The following is a 21,906-nucleotide window of genomic DNA, read 5'->3' on the forward strand; positions in this document are numbered from 1 at the left end:
CTCACGCGACGGACCACATGGTCCCCGCGCACACCGTTGCGGGTCAGCGCCGGACTCTCACCGGACTTCCCCCGCGGGAGGCCCGGGGAGCGTAACAGAACATCCCGCCGGGGCCCGTTCACCCGCAAGTGCCCCCTGGGGTAGGGTCACCGGCGTGTCGGCTACTGACTGGTAGTGAGCCGGTGCGGGGAGTGTCGGAGGGCGGCAGGCAGATGAAATCCCAGTGGGGTGAGAGCGAATCCGTGGGCGTCGAGGGCACCCGGTTGGAGGAGTTGGCTCCCGAACCGCTGCTGACCCGCGACTACGAGACGCGTCCCTCGCTCGTGTACGAGCGGCTGAGGCAGCAGCACGGTCCCGTCGCACCGGTCGACCTGCTCGGTGTGCCCGCCTGGCTAGTCCTCGGCTACCGGGAGGCGCTGCAGGTCCTCCAGGACGACGACGGCTGGCCGAAGGGGCTGGAGAACTGGCGGGCCCGCTCGGCGGGCGAAGTCCCCGCCGACTGGCCGCTCGGGCCGTCCCTGGAGGTCAACCATGTGCTGATCCAGGGCGGCCCCGGATACGGGACGCTGCGGACGGCCTGGGACGCCGCGCTCAAGCCCTTCCAGGACCCCGGCCACCCGCAGGCGAAGCGGCTGAAGGCGGCCGTCACCGCTTACGCCGACGACCTGATCACCTTGGTCGGACAGGGCGGCGGTACGGGCGTGGCGGACCTGTCCGCACAGTTCTCCCGGCCGCTGCCGCTGATGGTGGCCAGCCATCTGCTCGGCTTCCCCGGTTCCCAGGGCGACGACGCGCTGATGGACATGTGGCGGGTCCTGGACGCCGGTCCCGACGCGGAACCCGCCCTGGAGCGACTGCTGGCGACACTCGCGGAACTGGCGGCCGTGAAGCTGAAGGAGCCGGGCGACGACTTCCCCTCCTACCTTCTCGCCGCGCATCCCGACCTCTCGCTGGACGAGCTGGCCCGTGAACTGTTCATGCTGCTCGGTATGACCTCCGACCACGTCGGGATCCTCATGTCCAACACGGTGGTCGAGGTCATCTCCGGTGAGGGCGACGGCGGCGTGCGCGCCAGCCTGTCCGCCGGGATGATCAGGGAGACCATGAACCGGGTGGTCATGCGCAAGCCGCCGCTGGTGAACTTCGTGCCGCGTTTCGCCGCCCAGGACACCGCGCTCGGCAACTACACGATCCGGGCGGGCGACCCGGTCTGGGTCTCCTCCGCCGCCGCGCACGCCGACCCGCTCTTCGCCGACCATGTGGCGGCGAGCAGCACCATCAGTACCCGGGCGCACCTGTCCTGGGGCGCGGGCCGCCGTCAGTGCCCGGCGCGCGAACTCGCGTCGACGGTCGCGGCGGTGGGTGTGGGCCGGCTCTTCGAGCGGTTCTCCCATCTGGACCTCGCCCTTCCGGCCGACCAACTGCCGTGGCGCTCCTCGCCGTTCATGCGCGGCCTGCGCTCACTGCCCGTACGGTACGAACTCGCCCCGATGCCCCGTCAGCGCGCCGGGCGGCCGCCGACGTCCGCTTCCGCACCGCAGAGCGCCGAGCCGGAAGCCGAGGCGATGCTGCCCGTCCCGGCCGCCCGGCAGCGCTCCTCGCTGTGGCGCTATCTGACGGGACTCATCCGCACCGGCCGCTGACCCAGGGCCTGTCCGGCGGATCATGCCGGCGTCGCGGGGCCTGGCACGCCGGACAGGCCCTGGTCACGAGGACACGTGCTCGACCTCCGCCGTACCCGAGCCAACGGGACGGATCCGCAGCACCGTGCCCGTGAGACCGGTGAACGGCTTGACCGTCACGCGGCCCCGGCCGCCCGGAGGCGTCGCCGTCACCCGGTACGCCGACGGATCGGCGTCCCCGGTCTCCACCTCCAGGACGGCGCGTGAGTTCGGCGGCACGGCGTCCGCGCGGCCGAGGCGGAACAGGGCGTCGAGGAGGAACTGGGCGCCGTACACGCTCACTTTCATGCCGCCAGCGGCGAGGGTGTCGCCGAGCCTGGCCAGGACCTCGGCGTCGAGGGAGTCCGCGACGCCGAGCGCGACCGGGAAGGCGGTGGCGTGCTGGGCGCTGTGGGAGGTGCCCACACCGTCGAGGAACCGGCAGGCCGAGGCGTCGAGCAGGGTGTCGCGCACGGCCGTGGCGAGGGTGTCGGCGCGGCCTCGCAGGGCCTTGGCGTCGTCGGACTTGCCCAGGGCCTCGGCACAGTGGGCGAGCGATCGAAGGCCGCGTACTGGAAGGCGTTGACGACGGTGTTGACATTGGTGAAGCCGTACCCGTCGCGGCTTGCGGCCGGCCAGTCGACGAGGTCGCCCAGGTTCTGGCTGGTGCTGCCGGGGCCTTGCGGACCAGTCCCTGGGAGTCCGGATAGGTGGTGAGGTTCTTCGCCGCGAGCAGGTCGTAGTCCTTGGCGAGCTGGCGGTCGTCGCCGGTGGCGAGGTAGTCCTCCCACGCGGAGATCGCACACATCAGCCGGTACTCGGTGAGCCAGGTGCCCTTGCGGACCAGGTAGTCGTCGGACCAGCGGGCCAGGGCGTAGGAGCGCTGGACGCCGTACTCGGACAGCTGGTTGATCAGTGCGTCGCCCTCGTAAGGGCCGCGCTCACGGGTCGGGGTGTCCACGTACACGTCGCCGCGGGTGGCCTCGATCGAGTAGCGGCACAGCTCCCAGACACGGTCGAGGTCGGGGTCGGAGCTGCGGAAGGAGGCCGCAGGGTGATCGACTGGAGGTCACCTTGATGGCGGCGTACGGTCGAATGGTGGCGCGAACCAGCCACTGACCCTCGCCCGAGGGCGCGATGCGATGAGCAACCCCGAACCCGCACCCGAGACGCGGACCACCAGCCCGGAGCAGAGGCCGGGCGATGGCCGGGGCAGCGGTATGGCGCTGCTGGTCATCGCCTCCTGCCAGCTGATGGTGGTGCTCGACATCACCATCGTGAACATCGCCCTGCCTGACATCCAGCGCTCGCTGGACTTCTCCACGACGAGCCTGTCCTGGGTGATCAACGCCTACACGCTCACCTTCGGCGGGCTCCTGCTGCTCGGCGGCAGGATGGGCGACATCCTCGGCAGACGGCGCGTCTTCATCTTCGGCGTACTGCTCTTCGTGCTCGCCTCGTTGCTCGGCGGCATGTCCCAGAACGAGTGGCAACTCCTCGCCGCCCGTGCCCTGCAGGGCGTCGGCGGCGCCATCGCGTCCCCGACCTCCCTCGCTCTGATCAGCACGACCTTCCCCGAAGGGCCCGCACGCAACAGGGCGTTCGGCGTCTTCGCCGCGGTCTCGGCGGGCGGCGGCGCGATCGGGTTGCTGGCCGGCGGCATCCTGGTCGAATGGCTGAACTGGCGCTGGGTGCTGTTCGTCAACGTGCCCATCGGGCTGCTCATAGCGCTCGCCACCCCGCGCTGGATCCGCGAGTCCGAGCGCCACCCCGGTCACTTCGACCTGGCGGGCGCGCTGGCCTCCACCATCGGCATGGTGCTGCTGGTGTACGGGTTCATCCGGGCCGCGCAGGACGGCTGGCGGGACCCGCTCACCCTGGCCGCGTTCGGAGCGGCGGTCGTCGTGCTGCTCGCGTTCGTTCTGATCGAACGGCGCTCCCGGCAGCCGATCACGCCCCTGCACATGTTCGCGGACCGCAACCGGGCGGGCACCTACGGCATGATGTTGAGCCTCGCCGCCGCGATCTTCGGCATGTTCTTCTTCCTCACCCTCTTCGTCCAGAACGTGCTGGACTTCAGCCCGCTCCAGGCCGGCCTCGCCTTCCTCCCGGTGAGCGCCGTCATCGCGGTGGGCGCGGGGCTCGCCTCCCAACTCCTGCCGAAGTACGGGCCCAAGCCCTTCATGGTGACCGGCGCGATCCTGGCCGCCACCGGCCTCGCCTGGCTGACCCTGACCGACGTCCACTCCACCTACGCGGGCAGCATTCTCGGCCCGATCCTCGTGTTCAGCCTCGGAATGGGCATGGAGTTCGTGTCGCTGACCCTGATGGCGCTGTCCAACGTGGCCACCCGGGAGACGGGCGCCGCCTCCGGACTCCTCAACGCCACCCAACAGGTGGGCGGTTCCCTCGGGCTGTCCATCCTGGTCACGGTCTTCGGTACGGCCAGCCGCAACGAGGCCGACCAGCAGATCCCCGCCTTCATGTCCCGGGCGACCCCCGGAGAGCGGCTGCGCTTCGAACGCACCGGGCAGCTCCCGCCGCCGTACGCCGACGAGATCCTCACCTCGGGAGTCTCCGCCGCCTTCATCACGGCCGCGATCTTCACCGCGATCGCGGCGGTGATCGCCCTCCTCGTGATCCAGGTCCGCCCCTCCGACCTGGAACGGCTCCAGGGCGGAGGAATGCCGATGCCCTGAGATGACGCCTGTCGTTGGCACATCCGTCACCCGCCGCTCCTACTGTGCGCGCCATGAGAAGAATTTCGATCATGGTCAGTGCCGCGGTGCTGACCGTCTCTCTCGCGTCCCCCGCGGTCGCCGACCGGGGCGGGCAGGACTTCGGGCGACCCATGCTGACCGGCTTCGCGTCGCTGCCGGCCGAGACGTTCGTGCCGGACAGCGAGCCGTCCGGCACGGCCATCGGGGCGGGCCCCTTCAACGGGATCGCGGCGCCCTTCGCCCACCAGCCCGTCCAGGGCTTCAGCGGTGTCGTGAACCGGCGTGACGGCACCTTCGAGGTGCTGTCGGACAACGGGTACGGCACCAAGGCCAACAGCGCCGACTTCCTGCTCCGCGTCCACCGCATCAAGCCGGACACGCGGACCGGGAAGGTCACCGTGCTGGGCGGGTTCAACCTGAGTGACCCGGACCGCCATGTGCCGTTCCCGCTCACGCGGGCCGACCGTGTGCTCACCGGCGCCGACTTCGACGTCGAGTCCATCGTGCGGATGCCGGACGGGACGTACTGGATGGGCGACGAGTTCGGCCCCTGGCTGCTGCACTTCTCCGCGCGCGGCCGCCTCATCGAGGCCCCCATCGCGCTCGACGGGGTGAAGGCGCCGGAGAACCCGTACCTGAACGGCGCCCAGCCGAACATTGCCGGCAGCAAGGGCTTCGAGGGGCTCGTCCGCTCCGTGGACGGCCGCCACCTCTACCCGCTCCTCGAAGGCACGGTGGACGGCGACACCCCAGGCGATCTGCGGTTCAGCGAGGTCGACCTGCGCAAGGGCACGTACACCGGGAAGCGCTTCGTCTACCGTCTGGAGTCGACCTCGAACGCCATCGGCGACGCCACCGCCGTCGACCGGCACCGCTTCCTGGTCATCGAGCGCGACGGGGGACAAGGCGACACCGCCAAGTTCAAGCGGATCTACCTGGCCGACACCCGTGACCGCGACGGCGACGGCCTGATGGACAAGATCCTGGTCGCCGACCTGCTGGACATCGCCGACCCCAAGGGGCTCGGCGGCTCCGGGGAGACCTTCCGCTTCCCGTTCCAGACGATCGAGGACGTGAACCTCGTCGACGACCGGACCCTGGCGGTCCTGAACGACAACAACTTCCCGTTCTCCTCCGGCCGTACGCCGGGCAAGGCGGACAACAACGAGTTCATCACCATCCGCCTCACCGCTGCGCTCCACGCGGACAAGCGGGCGTTGCGCTGACAGCCGGGCAGCACCGCCGGGGGTCACATCGAGAACGACAGGTCCTATGATCGGCGCGTGGACGCAGCCGACCAGGACGCCCAGCGCTTGCCCATCGCCCTGTGGAGCGCGGCCGGGCGGCTCAGGACGATGGCGTACGAACTGTTCCTGGAGCACCAACCGGCCATCACCTGGAGGGAGTTCGCCGCGTTCGGTGCGACGCCCGGCATGCAGCTCCTCGGCGTGACCCTCGACCTCGGGGACGGCCGCGCCATGTCGTGCGGCCTGACCGTTCGTATGTCACCGGAGGCCTTCTCCGTCGAGGCGGACATCGCGGTGGATGCCCCGGAGGATGAGGAGAACGGCGGGTACCGCTATCCCTTCGAGATCCCGGAGACATTCGTCGACTCGCTCGACGAGTGCCTCCGGCTGATCGAAAGCCAGGTGGATCAACTGGCCGAGGCGGCACCGCCCGTGCTCCGCGAGCTGCGGTCGGGCGCCTGACGGGGATGACCGGCGCGGTCAGCCGCCGATTCTCGCCGCGATGATCGGTGCCAGGCGGTCGGCGATGACGCGGTGGCCCCGGTCGTTCGGGTGGACGGAGTCCGTCAGGTCGCCGGAGCCCAGCCAGCCCGTCGTGTCGACGAAGGAGACCCGGGTGTCACCGCCGTCGACGGCAGCCTTGACGGCCGCTTCGGTCTGCGGGACGTAGCGGCCACGGAAGGTCTCCAGGGCGAAGATCCAGGCCCGGGGATAGGCGGCACGGACCTTGCGCAGCAGGCTGGTGTACGCCGACTGGAACTGCGTGGAACTGACGCCGTGCCCCACGTCGTTGGTGCCCAGGTTGATGACGACCGCGTCCGCCTGGTAGCGGGAGAAGTCCCAGTCGGGCGTGGAGGAGTTGGGATTGAGCCTGGTGAACTGCCGCTCCAGGCCCACGCATCCGTCGGCCGTGGCGACCAGACAGGCACCGCCCTGGGCGATCTGGGTGTGCTCCGCGCCGAGCCGTTCGCCGATCAGCCAGCCGTACGCGGTACGGGCGTTCTGCGAGGTGGTGGTGCCCACCGTGATCGAGTCGCCGACGAACTCGATCACCTTGGCCGGGGCCGACGGCGCGAAGGTGGTCGCGCCGCTGTCGAGGACCAGCCCCTGGAAGACGGCGTCGCCGCGGTACGACCCTGCGACCACCTGGTAGTTGACCTGGAGCGTGTGGTTTCCGGAGGCCAGAGCCGTCGGGGTCAGGTCCACGGTGCCCTTGACGTCGTCGTAGAACTTCACCGGCCCGTTGTCGATGCGCGCCCAGAAGTCGATGGTGTTCCGCTGCTTGAGCTTGACCGTGCGGCCGGTGAAACCGACCCGGTAGTACGCGCCGGCCCAGTACGGGGTGTAGAGGGTGCTGGAGCTGCGTGTGTCCCAGCGGCCGACGAACTTGATGTTGGGGTCGCCGGGCTGGCCGGGAGCGGCCGCCTTGGTGGACACACCGGCCGCACTGCCCAGCCGGTCGGCGATGACGGGCGCCAGGCGGCCCGCGAACTTGGTGTGCCCCGCCTCGTTGGGATGGCCGTTGCCGTCCTCGTAGTCGGTGCCGTCGGTGAGCCAGCCCGTGGTGTCGACGTAGTGCACCTTGGCGTCACCGGAGCTGTTGCGGGCACTCACGGCGGCCCTGGTCTCCGTCACGTAGCGCTTCTTCAGTGTCTGCACGGCGAACAGGTGCGCCTCGGGGTGCCTGGCGCGCAGGTCGCTCAGGAACTTGGTGTACGCCGCCTGGAAGGCGGAGCCGGACACGCCGTGGCCGATGTCGTTGGTGCCCAGGTTGACGACGACCGCGTTCGCCCCGTAGCGGGAGAAGTCCCAGCTCTGGTCGCCGGTGCTGCCGGTCCTGAAGTACTGGCCGCTCAGGCCCGTACAACCGGACTGGGCGACCAGGCAGTAGCCCGCGCGGGCGATCCTGGTGTGCCGCATCCCCAGCCGCTCGCCGGTCTTCCACGCGTACGAGTCGAGTGCCAGCCGGTCGGTGAGGGCGCCGGCGGTGATGGAGTCCCCGACGAACTCGACCAGCCCTGACGGCACGGTCGGACCGACCGTGCGCGCGCCGGGGTCCAGCACGAGGCCCTGGAAGACGGTGTCGCCGGAGCGGTAGGAGATCCGCAGGGTGTGGGTGCCGGAGGACAGGGGCTGGGGAGTGAGGTTCACCGTCCCGCGCACGCCGGCGTGGAAGACGTCGGGTCCGCCGTCGATGCTGGTGTAGAAGTTGACGGCGTCCCTCGCCCTGACCTTCACCGTGGTGCCGGTGAAGGCCGTCTGCAGGTATGCGCCGGACCAGTGGGGCACGGCGGCGGTGCCCGAACTCGTGTCCCAGCGGCCCACGTAGACGATGTTGGGGTCGGAGACCGAACCGTCACCGGCCGCTGCCCGCGCCGGAGAGCCGCCCGCCCAGGACAGGGAGAGCAGGCAGGCGACGAGCGCTGCGGTGAGGAGGACCGAAAGCGTGCGTCTGGGATGGGGGGTTGTCTGCACGGGGATCCCTTTCAACGTGGGGGGTCGGGAGCGCTCCCATGAAGAACTGTGTTTCGAGAGAAGCAATGAAACGGTTCAGCGTCAAGAACTCCTGTGATGAGTCAGGGAATTCAGGCAAGAGGCGTGAAGGGTGTGACGACCTTCACGCCGATGTGGCGGAAAGTGATGAATTCCTTACAGAAAAGGCGCGTAAGTGACGGTGATTCACGCGCACTTCACCGGAGGTTCACCATGCGACCGTTCACCCTCAACTACACCCTCCCCAGGGCGCTCTCCCACGCGGTGACGCCGTATCACTTCGATCCGGCCCGCCAGCTGAACGTGCTGCCCGACGGCCGCCCCGCCGTCAGTGACCCGGACCTTCTGCTCGCGGTCGGCACCACGACGTCCACCGCCGGATCCGCCACCCACTTCGACGACTGACGATCCGTACGCGAATGACCGTACTGATCCTGACCTGCGAAGAGGACGTGACCGCCGACATGGTGGTGGCCAGGCTGCAGGGGACCGGGACTCCCGTGCTGCGGCTGGACCCCGCCGACCTGCCGGGCAAGGCCGTGCTGTCCGCCGACTACGCCCATGGTGACTTCGACGGGCACCTGTCGGTCAACGGACATGTGCTCAGCATGAGCGGCCTGCGCTCCATCTGGGTGCGCAGGCCCGGCGAACCGGCGGCGCACGCGGCCGACCCCTCACCGTGGCTGACCGCCGAGACCCGGCAGGCGCTGTACGGGATGCTGCACTCCGCCGCCGCACGGTGGATGAACCATCCGCGCAACGCCGACCAGGCCCGGCTGAAACCCTGGCAGTTGAGGGTCGCCCACCTCACCGGCTTCGCCGTACCGCCGACGGTCTTCACCACGTCACCCCGGCTGGCGCGGGAGTTCGCCGAGGAGTACCGGGACGTGGTGGTGAAGTCCGCCTCGGGGCCGCCCCCCGGAGACCCCGCGCCGGCCCTGCCCACCACCCTCGTCGGCCCCGAGGCGGACTTCTCCGCGGTCGCGGCCGGGCCGGCGCTGCTCCAGCGGTACGTACCCAAGCGGGCCGACATCCGGCTGACCTGCGTCGGCACCCGGCTGTTCGCCGCGCGCAAGACCGCCGAACCCGGCCAGGTCGACGGCCGCTACGGCGACACCGGGCACGCCTGGGAGGCGGTCCCGGTCCCCGAACGCATCGGCAAGGCGGTGCACGAGTACGTCACCCTGGCCGGACTGGCGTACGCCGCCTTCGACTTCGCCGAGGACGAGGACGGCATCTGGTGGTTCCTGGAGTGCAACCAGGGCGGCCAGTTCGGCTTCGTGGAACTGGAGACCGGGCAGCCGATCTCGGAGGAGGTCGCCCTGTGGCTGGCGCAGCGCAGGGCGGACCGGCGCCCTCCTGAGAGCCGCCGGTGAGTCAGTCGCCGTCAGCCGCCGGGCCGGTGGCGAGGCGGTCGGTGACGAGGCGGTCGGTGACATGGCGCAGGAATCCGGCCGCGGTGCCCCCGTCGCACACCCGGTGGTCGAAGGTGAGCGACACGGTGACGACCTTGCGCACCGCCACGCCGCCGTCCACCGCCCAGGGGCGGTCCGTGATGCGGCCGACGCCGAGCATCGCGGACTGGGGGTGGTTGAGGATCGGTGTGGCGCCGTCGACGTCGAGGGGGCCGTAGTTGTTCAGGGTGAAGGTGCCGCCGGTCCGGTGTTCCAGGGGGAGGGCGTCCTCGCGGGCGAGGCCGGTCAGGCGGCGCAGTTCGGCCGCGAGGTCGTCCAGGGTGAGCCGGTGCGCGTTCCGGACCACGGGGACGACCAGGCCGTGGGCGGTCTGCGCGGCGAAGCCGAGGTGCACGTCGGGAAGGCGGACGATCTCCCCGCGGCCCGTGTCGACACGGGCGTTGAGGTCGGGGAAGGCGGCGAGCCCGGCCAGACACGCCTGCGCGAGCAGCGGCAGCAGGCCTGTGCCGTGGGTGGCGCGGGCGGCGAGGAGGTTCGTGGCGTCGGCGTCCGCCCAAATGGTGACGGCGGGCGTGTCGCGGTGACTGCGGAGGTATTTGTCGGCGGTGGCGTCGAGCCGCGTGCGGGTGTCCGTGCCCGACGGGTGGATCGGCGTGTCCGCGGTGCCCGTGGTAGCCGTAGCCGTGGCCATGGCGGTGGATGCCGGTGCGGACCATCGCGCCCCGTTCGTCCCGTAGCCGGTGAGTACGGCACCTGAACCCGCTTCCTGCGATGCGGGTTGAGTCACTGTCAGCAACGGTGCCCCCACCCGCACCACCTCGCCCGCCCCGCAGTGCAGGGCCGTCACCGTCCCCGCGTACGGACTCGGCAGCGTCACCACCGACTTGGCCGTCTCCACCTCGGCCACGACCTGGTCGTGCCGGACTGTGTCGCCCACCGCGACCATCCACTCCAGCACCTCGGCGTCCGCCAACCCCTCGCCCAGATCGGGCAGATGGAAGGTATGGCCGTTCGAGTCGGAGACAACAGGCACGACTTGACGGGGCCGTTGCTCGCTACCTCCCGGCAGCAGTCGGCGCAGGGCCTCCAACACCCGCCCGGAGCCCGGCAGATGCGCGTCCTCCAGCAGCGGGGGCGGGTACGGGATGTCGAAGCCGGTGACCCGCAGCACCGGCGCGACCAGCGCGTCGAAGCACCGCTCCTGCACCCGGGCCGCGATCTCGGCGCCGACCCCGGCGAAGCCCTGTGCCTCGTGCACGATCAGGCAGCGGCCGGTGCGGCGTACCGACGCGGTGAGCGTACGGTCGTCCAGCGGGACGAGGGTGCGCAGGTCCAGCACCTCCACGTCGAGGCCCTCGGCCTCGGCCGCCCGGGCCGCCTCCAGGGCGACGGCGACGGAGGGGCCGTACGCCACCAATGTCGCGTCGCTCCCGGGCCTGCGTATCGCGGCGGTGCCGAACGGCTCGGTGCGGGACGGGAGTCGGAGCGCCTCCTTGGTCCAGTAGTGGCGCTTGGGCTCCAGGAAGATCACCGGGTCCGGGTCGTCGATCGCCTCGCGCAGCAGGGAGTAGGCGTCGGCGGCCGTCGCAGGCGTCACCACCTTCAGACCGGCCGTGTGCGCGTAGTACGCCTCACTGGAGTCGCTGTGGTGCTCCACGCCGCCGATGCCGCCGCCGTACGGGATCCGGACGACCAGCGGCAGGGGGAGCGCACCTCGGGTGCGGTTGCGCATCTTGGCCATGTGGGAGGCGATCTGCTCGAACGCCGGGTAGGCGAACGCGTCGAACTGCATCTCCACCACCGGTCGGAACCCGGCCATCGCCATGCCGACCGCGAGGCCCGCGATGCCGGCCTCGCTGACGGGGGTGTCGAAGCAGCGCCGGTCGCCGAACTCCTCGGTGAGCCCGTCGGTGACCCGGAAGACGCCGCCGAGGCGGCCGACGTCCTCGCCGAAGACCACGACGCGTTCGTCGGTGCCGAGCGCGTCCCGCAGGGCGGCGTTGAGCGCCTGCGCCATCGCCACGGTTGTCGTCATGTCAGCGTCCCTCCAACTCGACGCGCAGCGCGGCGCGTTGATCGGTCAGGTGCGGGGGCGGCGAGGCGAAGACGTGGTCGAACAGGGCCAGCGGGGTGAGGTCGGGGTCCTCGGCGAACCGTGCGCGCAGGTCGGCGGCGTACGCCTCCGCCTCGGCGGTCGCGGACTCCGCGGCCTCGGAGGTCAGCACGCCGCGCTCGCGCAGGGCGGACTCCAGGCGGGCGATCGGGTCGCGCCGGCGCCAGTGCTCGGCCTCCTCGGCCGGGCGGTAGCGGGAGGGGTCGTCGGCGCTGGTGTGCGGGCCCAGGCGGTAGGTGTGCGCCTCGACCAGCCATGGTCCGCCGCCCGCCCGCGCGTCCTCGACCGCCGCACTCAGCACGGCGAGGACGGCCGCGGCGTCGTTGCCGTCCACCTGTTCCGCGCGGACGCCGTAGCCGACGCCCTTGTAGGCCAGGCCCGGTGCCGCGCACTGGGCGGACAGCGGGACGGAGATGGCGTACCGGTTGTTCTGCACCAGGAAGACCACCGGCGCGCGCAGCACGCCCGCCAGATTGAGCGCCTCGTGGAAGTCGCCCTCGCTGGTGGCGCCGTCGCCGACGAGCGCCAGGGCGACCGTGTCGGCCCCCTTGAGGCGCTCGGCGTGGGCCAGTCCGGTGGCGTGCGCGGCGTGGGTGGCGAGCGGGGTGCACTGCGGCGCGGTGCGGTGGCGCAGTGGGTCGTAGCCGCAGTGGGCGTCGCCGCGCAGCAGCGTCAGCGCCTCGACCGGGTCGATGCCCCGGCTGACCAGCGCGACGCAGTCCCGGTAGGTGGGGAACAGCCAGTCCGTGGCGCGCAGCGCGAGCGCGGCACCGACCTGGCAGGCCTCCTGGCCGAGGCTCGACGGGTGCACCGCGAGCCTGCCCTGCCGGGCGAGCGCGGTCGCCTGCTCGTCGAAGCGGCGCCCGAGGACCATCTTTCGATACGCCGTCAGCAGCGACTCGGGCGACGGCTCCCGGTACGTGCCGTCGGCTGCCCCGTCATGCGGCGACAGAAGGGAAACCGGAACCTGGGACGGGAGCCAGGGGGAGAGCTTTACCCCTTTCCCCGCAGTCGTATGCATCGGCGTATGACCCATGTTTGCGCCACCCTTTCCTCACGACTTGCGGCGCCTCGGATGATCTCCACGGCATGTGCTGTCCCGACTGTCCGGCAGATAAGGGCAGATGAAGCGGAACTGAACAGTCCGACGTTCCGGGTAAGAAATTAGTAAGCGCTTCCCATCCGTCAACCCAGCGTTGTGAAAAGGTAATTCGCCCGTCGCCCGCCCTTCCTGAAGAGCACGGTCAAATTGATCAGCGAAATGCGGAACTGCGGAAGGCGAGCGAAGATGTCCGGAGTGCGTCCGGGAACACGTCACTACACACTCGTCTGTTCCTCGTGCGGAACCCGTTACGCGGACGACGGTCTCCTCCTCGACTGCCCCCGTGGCCACGAACCGGCATTTCTGCGCACCGAGTACGACGGAACCGGAACCCGCGCCGGTGAAGGCACCGGGCTGTTCCGGTACGCCCCGCTGCTGCCGGTGGCGCGTACCTTCCCCGACGTGCCCGGCCCGGTCGTCCTGCCCGCCGAGCGGCTCGGCCGCCGGATCGGCCTCGACCGGCTGTGGGTCGCCTTCAACGGCCACTGGCCCGAACGCGGGGCACAGTTGCCCACCTGCACGTTCAAGGACCTGGAGGCGTACACCGTGCTCGGCAGGCTGCCCGCCGACCCGCCGGTCCTGGTGATCCCGTCGGCGGGCAACACCGCCGCCGCCTTCGCCTGGGCCGCCGGCCGGCACCGGGTGCCCTGTCTGCTCGTCGTGCCGGCTCCCGCCCTGGAGCGGATGCGGTTCCCCGCCCCGCTCGACCCCTGTGTCCGGCTCGTCGTCCTCGACGGCACCGCCACCTACAGCGACGCCATCGCCTGCGCCGACCTTCTCGCCCAACTGCCGGGCCACCACGCGGAGGGCGGCGCGCGCAACGTCGGCCGCCGGGACGGCCTCGGCACCGTCATACCGGCCGCCGCCGAGGAGCTGGGGCGGCTGCCGGAGACGTACGTACAGGCCGTCGGCAGCGGAACCGGGGCCATCGGCGCGCACGAGACGGCACGTCGCCTCCGCACGGGCGACGAGGCACTGCCCCGCCTGCTGATGTGCCAGAACACGCCCTTCACGCCGCTGTACGACGCCTGGCGGGAGACCGGCCCTGCCCCGGCCCACCGCGAACACGAGCCGCTCGCCCGCGAACTGACCAACCGTCGTCCGCCGTTCACCGTCCGCGGCGGAGTCCGGGACGTGCTCGGTGAGAGCGGCGGCGCCGTGCGATGTACCGACAACGAGTCCGCGCTCGCCGCCATGGCGCTCTTCGAGGAGGTCGAGGGCATCGACATCGAGCCGGGCGCCGGAGTCGCCCTCGCCGCGCTGGCCGACGCGGTGCGGGCCGGGCAGGTCCGCCGTGACGAACTCGTGCTCCTCAACATCACCGGCGGCGGCCGCGCCCGCCAGGCCCACGACCTCACGCTGATCCCCGCCGTACCCTGGCTGCGCGTCCCCTGGCCGGGCCGCGACACGGGTCCCCTGTACGTCGCCGAGCAGGTGCAACGACTGCTGACCGGCGCCGGCTCCGTCGTCGTGGCGGAGGGCCGATGACCGACGCACTGGACCTGGACCTGTCCGCCGCCCAGCGCTCGATGTGGTTCGGTCAGCGGCTCGATCCGGCCGGCCCCGCCTACAACGTGGGCGAGTACACCGAGATCCACGGGCCCGTGGACCCACAGCACTTCCGGGTTGCGATACGCCAGGTCGTGGACGCCACCGAGACGCTGCGGGTGCGGTTCGCCGCCGCCGACGACACCGTGCACCAGACCGTCGAGGCCGACCCCGACTGGGACCTGCCCGTCCTCGACCTCACGGACGAGCCCGACGCCCGCTCCGCCGCCGAGGCGTGGATGGCCGCCGACTTCGCCACACCGTTCGACCTCGACCGGGCCCCGCTCTTCCGGTACGCGCTGCTGAAGCTCGCGGACGCCCACTGGATCTGGTACCAGCGCTACCACCACATCGCCGTCGACGGCTACAGCTGCTCTCTCATCGCGAGCCGGGTCGCCGACGCCTACACCGCCCGCATCGCCGGCACCCCCCACACCTCCCCGTCCGCGCCGCTCGCCCCACTGGCCGCCGCCGACGAGGCATACCGGTCCGGCGAACGGCACACGGCCGACCAGGTGTACTGGAGCCGCGCCCTCGCCGACCGCCCCGACCCCGTCGGCCTGTCCATGCGCCCGCCCCAGGTCGCCGCCCGCTTTCTGCGCCACACCGGCCATCTCCCCGAAGCGGCGGGGGACTTGGTCCACGCGGCCGCCGAGCGCGCCGGGACTCGCTGGTCGCGTGTCGTCCTCGCCGCGACCGCCGCCTATCTGCACCGGCTCACCGGAGCCCGGGACATCGTGCTGGGCCTCGCCGTCACCGCCCGCGAGAGCGAGACGGAACTCGCCACGCCGGGCATGGCGTCCAACGTGCTCCCGCTGCGCCTGTCCGTACGGCCCGACACGGCCGCGTTCCACCTCGTACGCCAGACCGCGACCGCCACCCGCGAACTGCTGGCCCACCAGCGCCTGCGGGGCGAGGACCTGCGCCGGGAGCTGGACTGGCCGCAGGACGGGCGGCGGTTCTTCGGGCCCGTCGTCAACATCATGGCGTTCGGACCGGAGTTGCGTTTCGCCGGGCACCCGACCACCCGCCACAACCTCTCCACCGGTCCGGTCGAGGACCTCGCCGTCAACGTGTACGACCGCGCGGACGGCCACGGCATCCGCGTCGACCTCGACGCGAGCCCCGCGCACTACTCGGAGGCCGAACTCGCCGCGCATCACCGGCGGTTCGCGCACTTCCTGGAGCAGTTCGCGGCGGCCGTGCTCGGCCCCGGCACCCCGGTCGGCCGGGTCGGGACGGCCCTTGCCGGGGAACACTCACGGCTCCTCGGCGCCGATGCGCGCCCGGGCGGCCCGACCGTGCCCGCACTGTTCGCGGCCCAGGTCACCGCCGACCCGACCGGCACAGCGCTCGTTCACGGCGAACGAGCCGTCAGCTACCGGGAGTTTGACGCCCGCGCCAACCGGCTCGCCCATCGGCTGATCGGCCTCGGCATCCGCTCCGAGGACCGCGTGGCGGTCCTGATGCGGCGCTCCGACCACCTTGTCGTCGCGCTGCTGGCCGTCCTCAAGGCGGGCGGCGCCTACGTCGGCCTCGACCCACGTGCCCCGCGGTCGCGCACCCGGCGGATCCTGGCCGAGACCCGGGCGGCGATCCTGCTGACCGACGCCGAGCCCACCGACGTCCAGCCCACCGATGAGGCCCACGACGGCCCGCTCGTCGTCACGGCCACCGACCTGACGCTCGCCACCGAACCGGACACCGACCCCGGCATACAGGTGCACCCCGCCCAACTGGCCTACGTCAGCTACACATCCGGCTCCACCGGCACCCCGAAGGGCGTCGCCGTCACCCACCGCGACATCACCGCCCTGGCCACCGACTCGGCGTTCGACGGTGGCGCGCACGCGCGCGTGCTGGTCCACTCGCCGACCGCCTTCGACGCCTCCACGTACGAGATGTGGGTGCCGCTGCTGAACGGCGGCACCGCCGTGGTCGCCGACCCGGACGAGGACGTGGACGCCGCAGCCGTGGCACGCCTGACGGAACGGCACGGGCTCACCGCGCTGTGGCTCACCGCCGGGCTCTTCCGGCTGGCCGCCGAGGAGGACCCCGGCTGCTTCACGGGCCTGCGCCAGGTGTGGACCGGCGGCGAGGCCGTCCCCGTCGCCGCCGTGCGCCGGGTCCTGGCCGCCTGCCCGGGCCTGACCGTCACCGACGGCTACGGCCCCACCGAGACGACCACCTTCGCCGCGTACCGCCCCTGCCCGCCCGGCGCCGATGTGCCGGACCCGCTGCCCATCGGCCGCCCCCTGGACGGCATGTGCGCCCACGTGCTCGACGGCGCCCTCCAGCCGGTCCCGACGGGCACGGTGGGGGAGCTGTACGTCGCCGGCCCCGGTGTGGCCCGCGGCTACCTGAACCGCCCGGACGCGACCGCCGAGCGCTTCGTCGCCGACCCCTTCGGCCCGCTCGGCGCCCGCATGTACCGCACCGGTGACCGCGTCCGCGTGACGCCGGACGGCGAACTCGAGTTCCACGGCCGCGCCGACGGCCAGATCAAGCTGCGCGGCTTCCGTATCGAGCCCGGCGAGATCGAGGCGGCCCTCGCCGGCCGAGCCGGGGTCGCCCAGGCGGTCGCCGTCGTCCGCGAGGACCGGCCCGGCGACCGTCGCCTGGTGGCCTACGCCGTCCCCGCCGAGGGCGCGTCACCGACACCGGACGACTTGAGCGACCACCTCGCGGCCCATCTGCCCGACTACATGGTGCCGTCGGCCGTCGTGGTCCTGGACCACCTGCCGCTCACGGCCAACGGCAAGCTCGACCGGGCCGCGCTGCCGTCGCCGCCGAGCGGGACGGCACTCGCGCCGGCCACCGCCCGGACTCCGTACGAAGAGGTCCTGTGCGGCCTGTTCGCCGATGTCCTGGGCCTGAACGAGGTGGGTCCCGGTGACGGCTTCTTCGCCCTCGGCGGCCACTCGCTGCTCGCGCTGCGGCTCCTCGGCCGTATCCGCGGCGCGCTCGGCACCGAGCTGACCCTGCGCGACGTGTTCCGGGCACCCACGCCGACCGGGCTCGCCCAGCTGCTCGGCACGCGGGCGGCCGTACGACCACGCCCCGCTCGCAAGCCGACGGCGCAGACAGCACAGACCGCACGGAGGGCACAGACCGCACAGGCGGCACAGGGCGAGCCCCCGATGTCGTCGGCCCAGCGTCGGCTGTGGTTCCTGCACCGGCTGGAAGGGCCCGGCGCCGCCTACAACATCCCGCTCGCCGTACGGCTGACCGGCGGGACGCCCGACGCAAAGGCGCTGCGCGCCGCACTGGCCGACCTCGTCGCCCGGCACGAGATCCTGCGCACCGTGTACCCGGACGCGGACGGGATTCCCTGCCAGCGGGTGCTGGACGCCGTACGGCCCGACCTGCGGATCGACACCGTCGGAGACGAGGCCGAACTCGCGCAAAGGCTGAGTGAGTTGGCGTCCGTCGGCTTCAGGATCGGCGAGGAAATCCCGCTCCGTGCCCATCTGATCGGCCTCGGGCCCGATGACGGTGTGCTTCTTCTCGTCCTGCACCACATCGCCGCCGACGGCTGGTCGTTGCACCCCCTCGTCCGGGACCTGGCGACCGCGTACCGGGCCCGGCTGGCCGGGAGTGCGCCGGACTGGGCGCCGCTGCCCCTCCAGTACGCCGACTACGGCGCCTGGCAGCAGGACGTCCTCGGTCACGACCAGGACCGTCAACTCGCCCACTGGCGTGAGGTGCTCGACGGACTCCCCGCGGAACTCCCGCTCCCCGCCGACCGCCCCCGCCCGGCCCGCGCCACCCACCGGGGCGGTGACATCCAGGTCCGGCTCGACGCCGATCTGCACCGGAGGCTGCGTTCGCTGGCCACCGCGACCGGCACGACCGTGTTCATGGCCGTGCAGGCAGGGCTCGCCGCCCTGCTCACCCGCCTCGGGGCGGGCACCGACATCCCGATCGGCACCCCGGTCGCGGGACGGGCCGACGAGGTGCTCGACGAGCTGGTCGGTTGCTTCCTCAACAACCTGGTGCTGCGCACCGACATCTCCGGCGACCCGACCTTCCGGGACCTGCTGGGCCGGGTCAGGGAGACCGATCTGGCGGCCTACGCCCACCAGGACCTGCCGTTCGAGCACCTGGTCGAGGCCCTCAACCCACCGCGCTCGCCGGCCCGGCACCCGCTCTTCCAGGTGATGCTCGCCTTCCGGCCCACCGCCGACCCGAGCCTCGACCTCCCCGGACTCCAGGCCCGGACGCTGCCCGTGGAGACCGGTGCGACGAAGATCGACCTGACCTTCAACCTGAGTGAGCAGCGCGCCGGGGACGGCTCGCCGGACGGCATCGAGGGCGTGCTCCAGTACAGCGCCGACCTCTTCGACCGGCGTACGGCCGAGGAGTTGGCCGCCCGGCTGGTACGGCTGCTGCGGGCTGCCGTAGACGATCCCGACCGGGCGATCGGGGCGCTCGACATCCTCGCGGACGGCGAACGGCACCGCCTCGTCGTGGAGTTCAACGACACGGCACGCGAGGTTCCGGACACCACCTTCCCCCGGATGTTCGAGGCGCGGGCGGCGCGGTCGCCGGACGCCGTGGCGGTCGAAGACGCCTCCATCAGCCTGACGTATCGTCAATTGGACGAGGACGCGGACCGGTTGGCGCGGGTGCTGACGTCGTACGGTGCCGGGCCGGGTCGTGTCGTCGCCTTCTCGCTGCCCCGTTCGGTCGACCTCGCGGTCGCCGTGCTGGCCGTGCTCAAGGCGGGCGCCGCCTATCTGCCGCTGGACCCCGAGCATCCGGCCGAGCGCACCGCCCACCTGCTCTCCGACGCGGCCCCGGTGTGCCTGATCACCCGCGACCGGCAGCCCGTGGCCTGTCCCGTCGTGTCCCCGGACACCGCACCGGAGGACCCCGACGCACCGCTCGCCGAGGCCCGGCCCGCCGATCCCGCCTACCTGATCTACACCTCCGGCACCACAGGCCGTCCCAAGGGCGTCGTCGTCGAGCACCGCAACCTCACCACCTACGTGGCCCGTTGCGTGGAGGCGTACCCGAGCCTGCGGGGCACCTCGCTGCTGCACGCCACCATGTCCTTCGACGCCACGGTGACCACCCTGCACGGGGCGCTCGCCGCCGGCGGGCGCGTGCACATCGCCGCGTTCCACGAGGCGGGCGCCGCACCGCTGTGCAGTGGCTACACCTTCCTCAAGGCCACCCCCAGCCACCTCCCGCTGCTGCCCGCGCTCCCGCACGACCTCTCCCCCGACGAGGAGTTCATGCTCGGCGGCGAGGCACTCGTGGGCGAGGCCCTGCGCCAGTGGCGCCGCGAGCACCCGCACGTACGGCTGATCAACCACTACGGCCCGACCGAACTCACCGTCGGCTGCACCGACCACCGCATCGAACCCGGCGACGACCTCCCGACGGGTCCCGTGCCCATCGGCCGGCCCATGTGGAACACCCGCGCCTATGTGCTGGACACACGCCTGAACCCCGTACCGGTCGGCGTCGAGGGCGAGTTGTATGTGGCCGGCGACCATGTGGCCCGCGGCTACTGGAACCGTCCGGGCCTGACCGCCGAGCGGTTCGTCGCCGATCCCCTCGGCCCGGCCGGTGAGCGCATGTACCGCACCGGTGACCTCGCCGTTCGCCGTGCCGACGGCACCCTGGAACTGCGCGGGCGGGCCGACGGCCAGCTCAAGATCCGGGGACTGCGGATCGAGCCCGGTGAGATCGAGGGTGTGCTGACCGCCCATCCGGCCGTCGTCCAGGCCGCGGTGGTCGTGCGGGAGGACGGGGGCGGTGTCCGGCGTCTCGTCGGGTACGTCGTCGGCGTCGGTGAGGCCGACCTTGCGGCCGTGAGCGCCCACTGCGTTCGGCAGTTGCCCGCCCACATGGTGCCCGAGGCCCTCGTGCCGCTGGACGCGCTGCCGATGACGGGCAACGGCAAGCTGGACCGTGCGGCCCTGCCCGAGCCGGCCCGGGTGTCGGCGGGTGCGGGCCGGGCGCCCCGCACCTCCGAGGAGCGGGTCCTCCAGGAGCTCTTCGCCGAGGTCCTCGGCGTGGCTGACGTGAGCGTCGACGACGGCTTCTTCGACCTCGGCGGCGACAGCATCACCTCGATCCATCTGGTGAGCCGAGCGATCGCCGCGGGCGTGCGGCTGACCCCACGCGATGTGTTCGAGCAGCGGACCGTGGCCGCGCTCGCCGCGCTGGCGGCGGCCCGCCCGACTCCCGACACACCGTCCCGGGACCAGGAACCGGCGGTCGGCGAGCTCCCCCTCACCCCAGCCCTGCGCCGGCTGCGTGAACGCGGCGGCCCCATCGGTTCGTTCAGCCAGTCCGTCCTGCTCGTCACACCGGCCGACGCCGACGAGAAGCGTCTGACGCGCGCGCTCCAGGCCCTCGTGGACCGTCACGACGTCCTGCGGATGCGGCTGAGCACCGACGACTGGACGGCCGAGATCCTGCCGCCGGGAAGCGTCGACGCGGGCGGGCTGCTGGAGCGGGTGGCTGTCTCCGACGTGGCTGCCGCGACCGAGCAACGGCCGCGACCTCAACTCGACCCGGAGGAAGGCCGGTTGCTGAGTGCCGCGTGGTTCGATGCCGGGCCGGATCTCCCCGGACGTCTCCTCCTGACGGTCCATCACCTCGCCGTGGACGGCGTCTCCTGGAACCTCCTGCGCACCGACCTGGCCGCCGCCTGGCGCGAGACGGAGCTGTCCGCTCCGGGCACCTCCTTCCGGCACTGGGCCCTGCTGCTGGAGCGGGAGGCGCTGGAGCGGGCCGCCGAACTCGACGTATGGCAGCGGATGCTGGAGCAGCCCACCCCCCTCCTCGGCGCCCGGCGCCCCGACCCGGAACGGGACGTGACCGGCGCGATGCGCCACCTCACCCGGGAACTCCCGGCCGAGGTCGCAGGCGAACTGCTCACCGCCGTCCCGGCCGCCTTCCACGCCGGTCCCGAGGACGTGCTGCTCGCCGCCCTGGCCAGCGCCTTCGCACGCCGCTTCAGCCACCGGGCCCTCCTGATCGACATCGAGCGGCACGGCCGAGAGGAGATCGCCGAGGGAGTCGACCTGTCGCGCACGGTCGGCTGGTTCACCAGCGTCGCGCCCGCCCGGCTCGACCTCACCGGCATCGACCTCGGCGACCGTGCGCACGTGCTGAAGAGCGTCAAGGAACAGCTGCGGGCCGTACCCGACCACGGCATCGGCCACGGCCTGCTCCGGTATCTCAACCCCGAGACCGGACCCGGCCTCGCCGCCCTCCCGGTCCCGGAGGTCGGCTTCAACTACCTGGGCCGTACGGCCGGTTCGGCGGACGGCGACTTCTCGCCCGCGCCGGAGCCGCTGCGGAACCTGGGCGCGGCCCATGACGCCGCCATGCCCGTCGCGCACGGTCTGGAGATCACCGCGGTGAGCACCGCCGACGGCCGGCTCGACACCACCTGGTCCTGGGCCCCCGGCATCTGGTCCGAGGGCGACGTCCATGCCCTCGCCGACCTGTGGTGCGAGGAGCTGATCGCCCAGGCCGCCGGCACCCCGGCGGGCGGACACACGCCGTCCGACCTGCCCCTGGTGTCCCTGTCCCAAGCAGAGATCGACGAACTCGAAGCCGAGTTCGGAAGCGAGTGGAGGTAA

12 protein-coding genes and 1 pseudogene are annotated in these 21,906 nt (G+C 72.0%); 8 read left to right on the plus strand and 5 right to left on the minus strand.

The window, feature by feature from the left end; genetic code table 11:
- Positions 1-212: 212 nt before the first annotated feature.
- A complete protein-coding gene (locus tag ACTMVF_RS16875; RefSeq protein WP_441271853.1) occupies positions 213-1,643 on the plus strand; it encodes a cytochrome P450 in 1,431 nt (476 codons plus the stop codon).
- A 63-nt stretch (positions 1,644-1,706) separates the two neighbouring features.
- Here the strand turns inward: ACTMVF_RS16875 and ACTMVF_RS16880 are convergent, their stop codons facing one another.
- Both ACTMVF_RS16880 and ACTMVF_RS16885 read right to left on the minus strand, forming a co-directional pair.
- On the minus strand, positions 1,707-2,465 hold the full coding sequence (locus tag ACTMVF_RS16880; protein ID WP_441271854.1) for an alpha-L-rhamnosidase-related protein: 759 nt from the start codon (positions 2,463-2,465) through the stop codon (positions 1,707-1,709).
- 103 nt (positions 2,466-2,568) lie between these two features.
- A pseudogene (locus tag ACTMVF_RS16885) lies at positions 2,569-2,664 on the minus strand (hypothetical protein); the annotation flags it as partial.
- 217 nt (positions 2,665-2,881) lie between these two features.
- On the opposite strand from ACTMVF_RS16885, the gene ACTMVF_RS16890 reads away from it, so the two are divergent.
- From ACTMVF_RS16890 to ACTMVF_RS16900, 3 genes are read left to right on the plus strand one after another with little or no spacing between them, the layout of a single operon-like run.
- The gene (locus ACTMVF_RS16890; protein ID WP_441272088.1) at positions 2,882-4,360 is read left to right on the plus strand and encodes an MFS transporter; all 1,479 of its coding nucleotides are present in this window, start codon (positions 2,882-2,884) and stop codon (positions 4,358-4,360) included.
- Positions 4,361-4,413: 53 nt separating this feature from the next.
- Positions 4,414-5,607, plus strand: a complete 1,194-nt coding sequence (locus ACTMVF_RS16895) for an esterase-like activity of phytase family protein (RefSeq protein WP_441271855.1) — start codon at positions 4,414-4,416, stop codon at positions 5,605-5,607.
- A gap of 57 nt (positions 5,608-5,664) precedes the next feature.
- A complete protein-coding gene (locus tag ACTMVF_RS16900; RefSeq protein ID WP_441271856.1) occupies positions 5,665-6,090 on the plus strand; it encodes a hypothetical protein in 426 nt (141 codons plus the stop codon).
- Positions 6,091-6,108: 18 nt separating this feature from the next.
- Here ACTMVF_RS16900 and ACTMVF_RS16905 read toward each other — a convergent pair whose 3' ends face one another.
- Complete coding sequence (locus ACTMVF_RS16905; protein ID WP_441271857.1) at positions 6,109-8,103, minus strand: GDSL-type esterase/lipase family protein; 1,995 nt, start codon at positions 8,101-8,103, stop codon at positions 6,109-6,111.
- Positions 8,104-8,334: 231 nt separating this feature from the next.
- Between ACTMVF_RS16905 and tgmA the strand changes: the two genes are divergently transcribed.
- Together tgmA and ACTMVF_RS16915 are read left to right on the plus strand one after the other, a co-directional pair.
- Positions 8,335-8,526, plus strand: a complete 192-nt coding sequence (gene tgmA / locus ACTMVF_RS16910; RefSeq protein ID WP_441271858.1) for a putative ATP-grasp-modified RiPP — start codon at positions 8,335-8,337, stop codon at positions 8,524-8,526.
- A gap of 14 nt (positions 8,527-8,540) precedes the next feature.
- A complete protein-coding gene (locus tag ACTMVF_RS16915; RefSeq protein WP_441271859.1) occupies positions 8,541-9,497 on the plus strand; it encodes an MvdC/MvdD family ATP grasp protein in 957 nt (318 codons plus the stop codon).
- A gap of 1 nt (position 9,498) precedes the next feature.
- On the opposite strand, the gene ACTMVF_RS16920 is transcribed toward ACTMVF_RS16915, so the two are convergent.
- A complete protein-coding gene (locus ACTMVF_RS16920; RefSeq protein WP_441271860.1) occupies positions 9,499-11,571 on the minus strand; it encodes a 2-oxo acid dehydrogenase subunit E2 in 2,073 nt (690 codons plus the stop codon).
- 1 nt (position 11,572) lies between these two features.
- Positions 11,573-12,670, minus strand: a complete 1,098-nt coding sequence (gene pdhA / locus ACTMVF_RS16925; RefSeq protein WP_441271861.1) for a pyruvate dehydrogenase (acetyl-transferring) E1 component subunit alpha — start codon at positions 12,668-12,670, stop codon at positions 11,573-11,575.
- Positions 12,671-12,937: 267 nt separating this feature from the next.
- On the opposite strand from pdhA, the gene ACTMVF_RS16930 reads away from it, so the two are divergent.
- Both ACTMVF_RS16930 and ACTMVF_RS16935 read left to right on the plus strand, forming a co-directional pair.
- Positions 12,938-14,239: a cysteate synthase gene (locus ACTMVF_RS16930; RefSeq protein WP_441271862.1), complete on the plus strand. Its 1,302-nt coding sequence runs from the start codon at positions 12,938-12,940 to the stop codon at positions 14,237-14,239.
- The gene (locus ACTMVF_RS16935; protein ID WP_441271863.1) at positions 14,236-21,906 is read left to right on the plus strand and encodes an amino acid adenylation domain-containing protein; all 7,671 of its coding nucleotides are present in this window, start codon (positions 14,236-14,238) and stop codon (positions 21,904-21,906) included. Before ACTMVF_RS16930 ends, ACTMVF_RS16935 begins: the two co-directional genes overlap by 4 nt.

Origin of the sequence: Streptomyces sp. SD31, assembly GCF_052068475.1 — a bacterium.
GTDB lineage: Bacteria > Actinomycetota > Actinomycetes > Streptomycetales > Streptomycetaceae > Streptomyces.

Bases quoted from the DNA above. Each gene is read 5' to 3' on its own strand.
- ACTMVF_RS16915 (WP_441271859.1), top strand. From the start codon at position 8,541: ATGACCGTACTGATCCTGACCTGCGAAGAGGACGTGACCGCCGACATG.
- ACTMVF_RS16895 (WP_441271855.1), top strand. From the start codon at position 4,414: ATGAGAAGAATTTCGATCATGGTCAGTGCCGCGGTGCTGACCGTCTCT.
- tgmA (WP_441271858.1), top strand. From the start codon at position 8,335: ATGCGACCGTTCACCCTCAACTACACCCTCCCCAGGGCGCTCTCCCAC.
- ACTMVF_RS16875 (WP_441271853.1), top strand. From the start codon at position 213: ATGAAATCCCAGTGGGGTGAGAGCGAATCCGTGGGCGTCGAGGGCACC.
- ACTMVF_RS16930 (WP_441271862.1), top strand. From the start codon at position 12,938: ATGTCCGGAGTGCGTCCGGGAACACGTCACTACACACTCGTCTGTTCC.
- ACTMVF_RS16890 (WP_441272088.1), top strand. From the start codon at position 2,882: ATGGCGCTGCTGGTCATCGCCTCCTGCCAGCTGATGGTGGTGCTCGAC.
- ACTMVF_RS16935 (WP_441271863.1), top strand. From the start codon at position 14,236: ATGACCGACGCACTGGACCTGGACCTGTCCGCCGCCCAGCGCTCGATG.
- pdhA (WP_441271861.1), bottom strand. From the start codon at position 12,670: ATGCATACGACTGCGGGGAAAGGGGTAAAGCTCTCCCCCTGGCTCCCG.
- ACTMVF_RS16920 (WP_441271860.1), bottom strand. From the start codon at position 11,571: ATGACGACAACCGTGGCGATGGCGCAGGCGCTCAACGCCGCCCTGCGG.